This window comes from Enterococcus sp. DIV1283b (assembly GCF_051710965.1).
Classification (GTDB): Bacteria; Bacillota; Bacilli; order Lactobacillales; family Enterococcaceae; genus Enterococcus_B; species Enterococcus_B lactis.
Window position 1 is genome coordinate 1,711,195 of record NZ_JBIOLR010000001.1, and the last position, 12,441, is coordinate 1,723,635.

The 12,441-nt window shown below is 40.6% G+C and carries 9 protein-coding genes; all 9 read right to left on the minus strand.

Annotated elements, in window-relative coordinates:
• Positions 1-76: 76 nt before the first annotated feature.
• The 9 genes from lpdA to chvE all read right to left on the minus strand — a co-directional run bounded on the left by lpdA (position 77) and on the right by chvE (position 12,378).
• Positions 77-1,483, minus strand: a complete 1,407-nt coding sequence (gene lpdA, locus IGJ53_RS08410) for a dihydrolipoyl dehydrogenase (RefSeq protein WP_002289686.1) — start codon at positions 1,481-1,483, stop codon at positions 77-79.
• 7 nt (positions 1,484-1,490) lie between these two features.
• Positions 1,491-3,134, minus strand: coding sequence for a dihydrolipoyllysine-residue acetyltransferase (locus IGJ53_RS08415; protein ID WP_259742416.1), 1,644 nt, complete (start codon positions 3,132-3,134; stop codon positions 1,491-1,493).
• A gap of 24 nt (positions 3,135-3,158) precedes the next feature.
• The gene (locus tag IGJ53_RS08420) at positions 3,159-4,136 is read right to left on the minus strand and encodes an alpha-ketoacid dehydrogenase subunit beta (RefSeq protein ID WP_002292208.1); all 978 of its coding nucleotides are present in this window, start codon (positions 4,134-4,136) and stop codon (positions 3,159-3,161) included.
• Between the two features lie 2 nt (positions 4,137-4,138).
• Entirely contained in the window at positions 4,139-5,248 is a 1,110-nt protein-coding gene (gene pdhA / locus IGJ53_RS08425) for a pyruvate dehydrogenase (acetyl-transferring) E1 component subunit alpha (RefSeq protein ID WP_002292209.1), read from the minus strand.
• A 461-nt stretch (positions 5,249-5,709) separates the two neighbouring features.
• Positions 5,710-7,134: a PLP-dependent aminotransferase family protein gene (locus tag IGJ53_RS08430; protein WP_259742414.1), complete on the minus strand. Its 1,425-nt coding sequence runs from the start codon at positions 7,132-7,134 to the stop codon at positions 5,710-5,712.
• Between the two features lie 134 nt (positions 7,135-7,268).
• Positions 7,269-8,246 (minus strand): GMP reductase, encoded by a 978-nt coding sequence (guaC, locus tag IGJ53_RS08435; RefSeq protein ID WP_002287992.1) that lies wholly within the window; start codon positions 8,244-8,246, stop codon positions 7,269-7,271.
• Between the two features lie 257 nt (positions 8,247-8,503).
• Positions 8,504-9,709: a multiple monosaccharide ABC transporter permease gene (gene mmsB / locus IGJ53_RS08440; RefSeq protein ID WP_086328301.1), complete on the minus strand. Its 1,206-nt coding sequence runs from the start codon at positions 9,707-9,709 to the stop codon at positions 8,504-8,506.
• A 1-nt stretch (position 9,710) separates the two neighbouring features.
• Positions 9,711-11,237: a multiple monosaccharide ABC transporter ATP-binding protein gene (mmsA, locus tag IGJ53_RS08445; protein WP_438750037.1), complete on the minus strand. Its 1,527-nt coding sequence runs from the start codon at positions 11,235-11,237 to the stop codon at positions 9,711-9,713.
• 52 nt (positions 11,238-11,289) lie between these two features.
• Positions 11,290-12,378: a multiple monosaccharide ABC transporter substrate-binding protein gene (gene chvE, locus IGJ53_RS08450; RefSeq protein ID WP_010732716.1), complete on the minus strand. Its 1,089-nt coding sequence runs from the start codon at positions 12,376-12,378 to the stop codon at positions 11,290-11,292.
• Between the last annotated feature and the right edge of the window lie 63 nt (positions 12,379-12,441).

Genomic DNA, 12,441 nt, shown 5'->3' on the forward strand with positions numbered 1-12,441 from the left:
AATACGTACCATTATTTTCTAGAAAAAGAAAAAACGCAACCGATTTCTCAGCTGCGTTTCGCCTGTATTATTCAAATCAAATATGGATTGGCAAGCCTAATGCTAATTCCGAAGCATCCATGACGATTTCGCCAAGAGATGGATGCGGATGAATCGTCAAGGCGATATCTTCAGCATTCATTCCTGATTCGATTGCTAAAGCTAATTCAGAAACCATATCGCTTGCACCGACTCCACCGATTTGTGCACCAATCAGCACGTTATCTTCGATCGTCGTAACTAGACGGATGAATCCTTCTGTTTTACCAAGCGATAATGCCCGACCGTTCCCTGAAAATGGGAATTTATATGCTTTTGCTTCGATACCAGCATCTTTTGCTTCTTTGATCGTCATACCTACAGAAGCCAATTCAGGATCAGTGAAGGCTACTGCCGGCATTGCTTTATAATCTACAGCTACTTTTTTGCCAGAGATTGCTTCAGCAGCGATTTTTGCTTCATAACTGGCTTTGTGTGCTAATGCCGCCCCTGGAACGATATCACCGATGGCATAGATGTTAGGTACGTTCGTACGTCCTTGTTTATCTACCGTGATCAATCCTCGTTCTCCTACTTCGACACCCGCTTGTTCTAAGCCCATATCATCTGTATTCGGACGACGGCCTACAGTGACCATCACATAATCAGCAGTAACAGATTCTTCTTTTCCGTCCACTGCATATTTCACTGTCACGCTGTCACCGTTATCGACTGCTTCTTTCGCCATTGCATTCGTTACGACTGTTACGCCTTTTTTCTTGAAATCATCTTCTACTAATTTTACTAGATCTTTTTCGTAAGTTGGTAAAATTTGTGGTGAGCCTTCAAGAATCGTTACTTCTGCTCCTAAGTTTGCGTACGCTCCGCCCAATTCGGCACCAATCACACCGCCACCGATGATCACAAATTTCTTAGGTACTTCTTTCAATGCTAATCCGCCAGTAGAATCTAACACACGTCCTCCGAATTTAAATCCTGGAATCTCGATTGGACGGGAACCTGTTGCGATGATTGCGTTATTGAACGAATAAGTTTGAGCTGAATCTGGATGGATGACGCGTAGTGTGTGATCATCTACGAAGAACGCTTCTCCTTCGATTGTTTCAACCTTATGTTTTTTTAATAGGAAACCAACTCCAGAAGTCAACGTATGGACAACTTTGTTTTCTTTCCATTCTTGTGTTTTCGCAAAATCTAGTTTGACGTTTTCACTAGTTACTCCAAACATTTCAGAATCTAGTGACTCTTGATAATGGTGTCCTGCAGCTATCAGTGCTTTTGAAGGAATACAGCCGACATTCAAACAAACACCGCCAATATACTCTCTTTCAATGATTGCTACTTTTTGTCCCATTTCAGCAGCGCGGATGGCAGCTACATAGCCACCAGGTCCCGCACCGATTACAACTGTATCTAATTCTACAGCAAAATCTCCAACTACCATTTGTTTATCATCCTTCCATCATTAATAGCTCTGGATCAGCTAAAAGACGTTTGATATTATTCATTGCTTGTTGCGCAGTTGCTCCATCTACGATACGGTGATCGAAACTTAATGACAGTTTCATCACACGACCGACAACGATTTCGCCTTCAGCATTTACGATTGGTTGTTGTGCAATCGTACCTACACCTAAAATAGCTACTTCTGGATAGTTGATGACTGGTGTAAACCAACCGCCACCTACAGATCCGATATTGCTGATCGTAATCGTTCCATTGCGCATATCTTCTGCAGATAGTTTGCCGTCATGAGCTAATTTTGCTTTCTCATTGATTTCGTCTGCAATAGCAAACATTCCTTTGCGGTCTGCATCTTTCACATTTGGTACATATAGTCCGTGATCCGTATCAGTTGCAATACCGATATTGTAGTAATGTTTATAAACGATTTCTTGGTTTGCATCGTCGATAAATGCATTCAATACTGGGTATTTCTTAACAGTCGCTGTTAAAGCTTTCACGACATATGGCAAGAAAGTAAGTTTCGTACCATTTGCAGCAGCAACTTCTTTAAATCGTTTCCGATTATCCCATAGTTTAGACACTTCTACTTCATCATGCAATGTCACGTGTGGAGCTGTATGCTTACTGTTGACCATTGCTTTAGCAATAGCTTTACGTGTTGGTGTCATTGCTACACGTTCTTCCAAGTCTCCTAAGTTGGACTTGAATGGTTTTGCTGGTGCAGCTGGTTTGCTTTCTGCTGCAGGAGCTGCTTCTTTCGGCGCTGCCGCTTCTGGCGCTTCTGATTTCGCTGGTGCGCTGCTTGGACCACCTGCCAAGAAGTTTTCGATGTCCTCTTTTGTTACTCTGCCACCTTTTCCAGTTGCAGTTACTTGTGAGATATCTACATCTTTTTCGCGGGCAAATTGACGAACAGATGGCATAGCCAATACACGTTTATTTGGATCGGCAGCTTCAACGACACTTGCTGAACCTGATGTTTCCACTTTTTCTTTTGGTGCTTCAGCTGATGGCGCACTAGTTGATGGTGCGCCATTGTGTCCAGGAGCATCGATTTCTACTAACACGTCCCCAACATTTGCTACTGTGCCTTCTGGGACAATTACGTTTTTAACTGTCCCGGTTACGGGTGACGGGATTTCTTCTACTGATTTGTCGTTTTGAACTTCTAATAATGTATCATCTTCATTGATTGTATCTCCTGGTTTGACGAACCATTTGACGATTTCACCTTCTGCAATTCCTTCACCGATATCCGGTAACTTGAATTGGAAGACTCCTTCGCTTGACGATCCAGCTGATCCTGTATCAACAGTTGGTTCAGCAGCCGGGTTAGCTGGAGTTTGGGATTCTGCGGCTACACCACTGTCCCCTTCATTGTCTTCGTGTCCTGGTGCATCGATTTCTACCAATACATCCCCAACATTTGCTACTGTACCTTCTGGAACAATGACATTTTTAACCGTTCCTGTTACAGGTGAGGGGATTTCTTCTACTGATTTGTCGTTTTGAACTTCTAATAATGTATCATCTTCATTAATCGTATCTCCTGGTTTGACGAACCATTTGACGATTTCACCTTCTGCAATTCCTTCACCGATATCCGGCAATTTAAATTGATAAGCCATGACTTTGTTTCGTCCCTTCTTTTCTTAAAATTCCGCGATTTCTTTTACTTTGTCTTCGATATCTTTTGCGTTTGGTAACCAAACATTTTCTGCTTGTCCAAACGGGAAGACTGTATCAGGTGCAGAAACTCGTCCGATTGGGGCTTCTAATGAAAGGATAGCGCGTTCTGAGATCTCAGAAACTACTTGCGCAGCAACACCCGCTTGTCGTTGCGCTTCTTGGACAACGACTACGCGACCCGTTTTTTCCACGGATTGAATGATCGTTTCTACATCTAATGGCGCAACTGTACGAAGATCAATGATTTCAACAGAGATATTTTCTTTTGCAAGATTGTCTGCTGCTTTGATTGCTTCACGCACCATTGCCCCGTATGTGATAACAGATACATCTGTTCCTTCACGAGTAACTGCTGCTTTGTCCAAAGGAACTTCGTAAGCTTCATCCGGCACTTCTTCTCGGAATGAGCGATATAGTTTCATGTGTTCTAGGAAAACAACTGGATCGTTACTTCTAATAGAAGAAATCAATAGTCCTTTTGCATCGTAAGGATTTGATGGGATCACTACTCGAATACCAGGAGACTGGGCAATCAAACCTTCTAAATTATCTGAATGCAGTTCTGGGGTATGAACACCGCCACCAAATGGTGAACGGATCGTGATTGGTAGATTTCTAGTACCGCTCATTCGATATCTTGTACGAGCCATTTGAGCTACTACTTCATCCATTGCTTCGAAAATAAAACCAAAGAATTGGATTTCAGGAACTGGACGAAATCCTTCCAACGCAAGCCCAAAACTCAACCCTGCGATTCCAGATTCAGCTAAAGGAGTATCGAATACTCGGTCTTCTCCGAATTTTTCCTGCAATCCTTCAGTTGCCCGGAAAACTCCTCCGTTTTTCCCAACATCTTCACCAAAAACAACGACATTCTCGTCATTTTCTAGTTCAAGTGCTAAGGCATCGGTGATTGCTTGGATCATTGTTTTTTGTGCCATGATTATTTCGACTCCTTCGCTTCATAAATTGCAATTTGTTCTTTGATTGATTGTGGAGATACTTCGAACATGTTTTTCAAGAAATCTGAAACCTTTTGTTTTGGAACTTTGTCGGCTTCTGCGATAGCTGCCTTGATTTCTTCTTTAGTTGCTTCAATCACTTGTTCTTCTTTTTCTTCAGACCAAAGTCCTTTTTCCGTCAGATATTTACGGAAGCGGATCAATGGATCTTTTTTCTGCCATTCGTCATCTGTGTCTTTTGTACGGTAGCGGGTTGGATCGTCCCCAGATAGTGTATGTGGTCCGTAACGATAAGTCAGTGTTTCGATTAGGACTGGTCCATTTCCACTGATTGCCCATTCCCGTGCCATTTTAGATACAGTATATACTGCAAGCGGATCCATTCCATCGACTTGAATACCTGGAATCCCAGCTGCGACAGCTTTTTGTGCAAGTGTTTTTGCTGCGGTTTGTTTTTCACGAGGTGTAGAGATCGCATACCCGTTGTTTTGGATATAAAATACAGCATTTGCATGGTAAGCGCCAGCGAAATTGATTGCTTCGTAAAAATCACCTTGTGATGAACCGCCATCACCAGTATAAGTGAAGACGACATTTTTCTTGTTGCGTTTCTTCAAACCTAATGCAACACCGGCTGCTTGTACATATTGTGCACCGATGATGATTTGTGGTGGTAGAGCTTTCAATTCTTCCGGATAAGAATTACCTGCAGCATGTCCTCTAGACCATAAAAATGCTTGTGATAAAGGTAAACCATGTTTTACTAGTTGAGGGACATCCCGATAACCTGGAAGAAGAACATCTTCTTTATCAAATGCATACGCACTGGCTAGCTGACTTGCCTCTTGTCCGGCAGTTGGTGCAAAAAAGCCTAGGCGTCCTTGGCGGTTCAGCGCTGTCGAACGTTGGTCTAATACACGAGACCATACCATGTGAGTCATTAATTCAACGAGTTCGTCATCGGATAAATCAGGTACTAAATCTTTGTTAACTACGTTTCCATCTTGATCAAGTGCTTGATATACTGGGAAATCTGCATTGACTTCATCTAGCAGTGCTTGGAAGTCGATCGGTGCTTTTTTGTTTGCCATTTGTCACACATTCCTCTCTCATCTATAAGAAAATCTCTTCATTCTGCGATTGAAACAGCGAATAAAACTGTATCACTATTTAACCGTCTTCATTAATAAATTATCATGGATTTATGAGAAATACAAGCTAAAAGCACAAATTTTCACGATGAAAGGAAATTATGTCAATCCGCATATTAACAGCTTTAGTGAATATAATCACAATAAGGAAAGCGTTTTATATTTATACTGTGTTTTTTCTATTTTCTAATCAAACTTAGAATGATCTGTTTCTATTTAGAAACGCTGGTGTTATACAGTTTTGCTGCAACTATTTATTTTCTTAAGATATCGTGAACGGTTGTACAAAGAGTGTTTTTTTCCCTAATACTTTGCCTCATCTTCTTTTTACGAAAAAAAAAGAAACAGCCGGAAATTTAAATCCCAGCTGTTATATTCTTTAATCTTTTTACTTTGTGAAATTATTCTGTTAACCACTGTTCTAAAGTTTTCATTTTTGAATAAAACAACGATATGTTGGCTTCATCTAGACGACTGTAATTGATTCTGATTCCATTTATATCTTGCCCAAAAAGTAGACTTGGTGCGATTCCTAGACCCATATCTACTACTTTTTCTGCTAGTTGGGGGTCCAGCTTTTTTCCATCCCAAGTGATCCAAGCATAATAACCACCTAAAATCGAATGAAGCTTGAAAAACGATTGAGACTCCGCCCAAATGCTTATCAGTCGGCTTTTTTCTTTCAATTTTTTTCTTACATCCAACATTTTCAAATCAATTGCTTCATCAAATACATTAGCTGCCGTGATTTGTGTGAGGATGTTCATCGAAAACTCCATCATTTCTTGCGCTTTAGCTAGTTGCGAGATAAAGGCGTCCGGTCCGATCAGCCAACCGATTTTCGTTGTTTTTCCTAAAATCCTAGATAACGAACCGACATATAATACATTATCCGGATCAATCGTTCGTATAGGAAGAACTTCATCTTGCTTTAGAAATGAAAGGTCCGTAAATACATCGTCTTCAATAATTGGAAGCCGATACTGCCGACACAATTCTACTAGCTTTTCTCGCCGCTTTTGACTCATCACTTTTCCTGTAGGGTTTTGAAAATTCGGGTTGATAAGCACTGCTTTCAATTTATTTTTATGGATCGATTCTTTCAGTTTTTCTAAGTCGATCCCTTCTTCATCCATCGGTATCCCAAATAAACGCGTTCCTGAGGCTTTGAAAAGAGGTAATCGGTAAAAAAAAGAAGGTGACTCTACAGCTATCCCCTCTCCAGCAGAAAGAATCGTTTGTAAGATCAAAAAGATTGCTTGCTGGCCACCACCAGTCACCAGAAGCTGGTTTAGGGAAAACGTCAGTTCAAATTTACTTTCCAAATACCGTTTGATTTTGTTACGTAACGGAGTATAGCCTAAAAGATCCATTTCTTTTTCTTCCGCTAAGATTTCTTCAAGAGAATAAGAAGGAAACTCAAAATTCGGCAAAAGCTCATCTGGCATCTCACTCGCAAATAAATCAAGGAACAATGTTTTTTGGCTCTGCTTTGCTTCTTTTATTTTTTGCTCATACCAATCCGTCTGTTCATAGCGAGGTGAGATCATTTGTCGCCAATCGATTCTTGGAACGGCGAATTTCCCCCATTCAGTCTGATTGACGAACCAACCGCTACCACGTTTACTTGTTAAAACGCCAAGCTCTCTAAGTTCTTCCAATGCATGAACAACGGTGGAACGATTTACACCAAAAAATTGCCCTAGTTTTCGTTCCGATTCAAGTTGATCTCCAGGATTGATTCTTCCACTTTCGATTTCTCTCATGATCTGTTCCATGATTTGACGATAAATCGGTCCTTGTTTTTTCTCTACTTTTTCCCACATAGTCCTCTCTTTTCTGTTGTCCATTCTTTCTATTGATTTTACCGAATTTACGAGAAAAAAGAAAAGCTTTTTTTGCAAAACATAAAAAACGGAAGGTTCTGTTAAGAACCTTCCGCTGATATTTTACTCATTATTTAGATCGTATCTCCGTTAAAAATCGAATTTTTCACGATGACATAATCAACTTTCCGAATGGCTTCCAGATCTCTTCCTCCAGCATACGAAATAGATGATTGAAGGTCTTGTTGCATTTCCACTAGTGTATCTTTCAAAGATCCTTTGTGTTGGATCCAGATTTTCTTTCCTTCAACATTTCGTTTTTCACCTTTTTGGAATTCTGAAGCAGAACCAAAGTATTCTTTATATACAATTCCGTTTTCGACTTTTGTTTCGCCAGGAGATTCCTCGTGACCGGCAAACAATGAGCCAATCATAACCATTGTCGCTCCAAAACGGACAGATTTTGCAATATCGCCATGTGTTCTGATCCCACCGTCAGCGATGATCGGCTTGCGAGCTGCTTTCGCACACCATCTAAGAGCTGCCAGTTGCCAGCCTCCAGTTCCAAAGCCTGTCTTGATTTTTGTAATACATACTTTTCCTGGACCAATCCCGACTTTTGTTGCATCTGCGCCCGCATTTTCCAATTCACGGACGGCTTCCGGTGTACCAACATTACCGGCAATCACAAAAGTTTCAGGCAAATATTTTTTAATATGCTGAATCATATCAATAACTGAGTTAGCATGTCCATGCGCGATGTCGATAGTGATATAATCAGGATTTAGCGATTCTTCTGCCAACTTCTCTATAAAGGAATATTCCTCTTTCTTGACACCAACGCTGATTGAGGTAATCAATCCACGTTTTTTCATTTTTTTGATAAACGGAATTCGAGCTGCTTCATCAAACCGATGCATGATATAGAAATAACCATTTTCCGCTAAGAATTCTGCAATCGTTTCATCAATAATCGTCTGCATGTTGGCAGGCACTACTGGCATTTTGAATGTATGTTTACCTAATGTGACCGTTGTATCACATTCAGAACGGCTATTTACGATACATTTATTAGGAATTAATTGAATATCTTCGTAATCAAATACTTTCATTACATTATCCTCCTGATGTTCACATCCAGCAAAACACGAACATTATTAATTTAATCAAGGCTTTTTTTAGCGCCCTATGTAATTTAACTCAATTAAGCGAAAAAATCAAGAGCAAAAAGAGAATTTATACGAACGGCAAAAAAACATACATTATTTTTTAGTCTATACAAACGAAGCAATGAATGTTCGCTTTTAGTGAAAAAAAGACTGTGACAAACGTTTTGTCACAGTCTTTTTTCTGAATAAACGGTGTTCTCCTACGTTGTCCGTTTTTTCTTGTTATACAAGTCTAATACAACGGCTAAAAGCAAAATCAACCCTTTGATCGCCTGCTGCCAATCTACCCCGACGCCTAAAATCGACATGCCATTGTTCAATACACCCATGACCAAGCCACCGACAATCGCACCCATAATCGTTCCGATGCCGCCGGATGTTGAAGCACCGCCAAAATATACTGCCGCCATCGCATCTAGTTCCATCGAAGTACCCGCTTGAGGTGTCGCCGCATTTAACCGAGCAGCTAAAACTAATCCAGCTAAAGCTGCCATAACTCCCATGTTGACGAAAACCCAGAACGTGATCCGCTTTGTTTTGATTCCTGATAGTTCAGCCGCTTTTCGATTTCCGCCCGTCGCGTAAATCTGGCGACCTGCTACTGTTTTATTTGTCAAAAACCCATATGCTGCGACGATCAAACCGAGAATGATCAAAATAATCGGATATCCTTGATAAGAGGCAAAGATATAAGTTATCCCTAGTACAACGACTGCTGTAAATACCGCCTTTACCAAGAAAGCTGCTGGAGATTCCACTTCAAATAAATGATTTTTCCGACGATTTCTTGTTCGCCATTGTCCAACAACTAACACGACTGTGATGATCATTCCTAAAATCAATGTCAAGAAGTGAAGGCTGCTTCCTTCGCTTAAGTCTGGTAAATAACCCGTAGACATTTTTTGGAAAACAGCTGGAAAAGGTGCTAGAGATTGACCGCCTAGAACAACTTGTGTCAGTCCACGAAACATCAGCAATCCTGCTAAAGTCACGATAAACGCCGGTATCCCAGCATAAGCTACCCAAAAACCTTGCCATGCGCCGATCAGCCCGCCTACTGCAAGACATGCGATGACTGTCACCCACGGGTTCATTTGGCGATTGACCATCATCATGCCCGCAATTGCACCAACAAACGCCATCACTGACCCTACCGACAAATCCACATGACCTAAGAGCACAACTAATAACATCCCTGCAGCTAGTACTAATATATGACTATTTTGCAAAACAAGGTTAGTTATATTCAATGGACGCCAGAAAATACCATCCGTCATCAATTGAAACGCAATAAGTAGTCCCGCTAAAATAATCACCATGCTGTAGCGACCAAAAAGATCAGCTGCTCTACTTTTCAAATTTAGTTTTTTCTCTTTTTTATCTGTAAGATTTTTTGCTTGTTCCAACTTAACCCACCTCTTCTTTCGTCATTAATTTCATCAAGACTTCCTGATCTGCATCTTCTCGCGAGACTTCTCCTGTAATACGTCCTTCGTTCATCGTATAGATTCGATCACACATTCCTAAGATTTCAGGAAGTTCAGAAGAGATAAGACAGACAGCTTTGCCATTTGCTGCCATTTCTTCGATAATCGTGTAGATCTCATATTTTGCCCCAACATCTATCCCACGGGTTGGCTCATCTAAAAAAAGAATATCGGGTTGTGTCATCAGCCACTTAGATAAAACGACTTTTTGTTGATTCCCACCACTAAGACTACTGACAATTTGATGGATGGAGTTTGTTTTTATACGCATCTTTTTCCGGAAATTTTCTGCCTCAGTTACTTCTTTTTCTTTATCTAATACTCCTTTTTGACTTATTTTATCCAAACTGCTCAGCGTCACGTTTTCCCGAATATCCATCAGCAGATTCAGTCCTAAAGATTTTCGGTCCTCCGAGACATAAGCGAGTCCGTTTGCAATGGCTGAAGGAACGGTCTTAACTGATATCTCTGCCCCCTCCTTTAATATACGTCCGGATATCTTGCTTCCATAAGAATGTCCAAATAGACTCATAGCGAATTCAGTTCTGCCCGCTCCCATCAGCCCAGCTATTCCTACAATCTCTCCTTTTTTCAAATGCAAGTTGATATGGTCGTTTATGATTCGCTCATGATCAAGAGGGTGATAGACCGTCCAGTCTTCTACTTTAAAATAAACTTCTCCAATATCCGGTTTTCTTTCAGGATAACGATCAACTAAATCTCTGCCCACCATTCCGCGAATAATATGCTCTTCGCTGATCATTTCATTTTCTAGCGTCTCAATCGTCTGTCCATCCCGTAAAATGGTGATTTGATCTGCGATATCCACGATTTCATTCAGCTTATGTGAAATAATGATGGAGGTTACACCTTGCTCTTTCAACTCTCGGATCAATCTCAGCAAATTCGCGCTTTCTTCTTCATTCAATGCAGCGGTAGGCTCATCCAAAATCAACATACGGACGGATTTTGATAACGCTTTAGCTATTTCAACTAGTTGCTGTTGCCCTACGCCAATCTGAGATACTAGAAGATTCGGGTCGATAGACAAACCGACTTTATTCAGCAATTCATACGTTTTCTTTTCTGTCAGTTCCCAATCAATCACGCCTCTTTCTGCTTGTTCATTTCCGAGAAAAATATTCTCTTTTATTGAAAGATAAGGACTTAGTGCTAATTCTTGATGAATGATGACGATGCCTTTTTCTTCACTATCTTTCAAATCTTTGAATTGACACAGCTTTCCATCATAAAAGATTTCCCCGTCATAGGAGCCATATGGATACAAGCCGCTCAAGACATTCATCAATGTTGATTTTCCCGCTCCGTTTTCTCCGCACAATGCATGGATTTCCCCACGTTCAATCATCAGATTCACGCAATCTAACGCTCGGATTCCAGAAAATTTTTTGGTGATATCTGCCATTTTTAAAATACAATCCGCCATAATTCTTATCCTCTCTCTGACTTAGATCTCTTTAGTTCCTTGTTTGTTCCTCTTAATTTTTCAGATCGGATTCTTTATAATAATCGGTGTCGATCAGCTCAGCTTGATAATTATCTTTATCGACAGATACTGTATTTGCTAAATACGTAGGAACAGTCTTCACCCCATTATCATAAGTTTCAGTATCATTGACCGGAACCTCTTCTCCATCACTGATTGCTTTAATCATTTCAATCGTATTTTTTGCTAAGATACGTGTGTCTTTAAAGATCGTTTGTGTTTGTTCCCCGGCCATGATCGATTTGACGCCAGCAACTGTCGCATCTTGTCCAGTAATCACAGGTAAAGGTTTACTTTCACTCCCATACCCCACGCCTTTTAATGACGAAATGATCCCTAAACTTATTGGATCATATGGCGACAAAACAGCATCCAATGTTTGGTCAGTATAATTTGCGCTTAACAGATTATCCATCCTTGCTTGCGCCGTAGAACCATCCCAGCGAAGCGTAGCGATTTGACTGAAACTCGTCTGTCCAGATGGCACGACCAACTGACCGTTGTCCATATATGGTTGTAAAACAGACATCACTCCGTTGTAATTAATTAGTGCATTGTTGTCGTCAGGCGAACCACCAAATAATTCAATCGTGAATGGTCCTTTTCCTTCTTTCAATCCTAAGTGCTCCTCAATATAAGCTGCTTGCGATACACCTACTCCAAAATTATCAAAAGTCGCGTAATAATCGACATTTTCTGAATTCATCAGTAAACGATCATAGGCGATTACCTTGATATCTGCTTCTTTTGCTTTAGCTAACACATCAGTTAAAGCCGAACCATCGATAGAAGCAATCACAAGTGTATCTACCCCTTTTGTAATCATATTTTCGATTTGTGCTACTTGATTTTCTACTTTATCTTCTCCATATTGAAGATCTGTTTTATAACCCAGTTTTTCTAATTCCGAGACCATGTTGTTCCCATCAGCGATCCATCTTTCTGCTGATTTGGTCGGCATAGCGATTCCTACATACCCCGTACTATCATCTGCAGATCCTGAATTGCCACACGCACTTAATAGAATGCTCGCGGTCAAAATAGCGATACTCCCAAGAATCTTTCTAAATTTGTTTTTCATTTTTTATCCCCCATTCCAATTGATACACCGAGTATAGCTAATAAAGAAAGCGTTAACATTGAT

What these genes read in the sequence shown, in the direction of transcription:
- mmsA (WP_438750037.1), bottom strand. Translation starts at nt 11,237, where the DNA reads ATGGCGGATTGTATTTTAAAAATGGCAGATATCACCAAAAAATTTTCT.
- IGJ53_RS08415 (WP_259742416.1), bottom strand. Translation starts at nt 3,134, where the DNA reads ATGGCTTATCAATTTAAATTGCCGGATATCGGTGAAGGAATTGCAGAA.
- chvE (WP_010732716.1), bottom strand. Translation starts at nt 12,378, where the DNA reads ATGAAAAACAAATTTAGAAAGATTCTTGGGAGTATCGCTATTTTGACC.
- pdhA (WP_002292209.1), bottom strand. Translation starts at nt 5,248, where the DNA reads ATGGCAAACAAAAAAGCACCGATCGACTTCCAAGCACTGCTAGATGAA.
- IGJ53_RS08420 (WP_002292208.1), bottom strand. Translation starts at nt 4,136, where the DNA reads ATGGCACAAAAAACAATGATCCAAGCAATCACCGATGCCTTAGCACTT.
- IGJ53_RS08430 (WP_259742414.1), bottom strand. Translation starts at nt 7,134, where the DNA reads ATGTGGGAAAAAGTAGAGAAAAAACAAGGACCGATTTATCGTCAAATC.
- lpdA (WP_002289686.1), bottom strand. Translation starts at nt 1,483, where the DNA reads ATGGTAGTTGGAGATTTTGCTGTAGAATTAGATACAGTTGTAATCGGT.
- guaC (WP_002287992.1), bottom strand. Translation starts at nt 8,246, where the DNA reads ATGAAAGTATTTGATTACGAAGATATTCAATTAATTCCTAATAAATGT.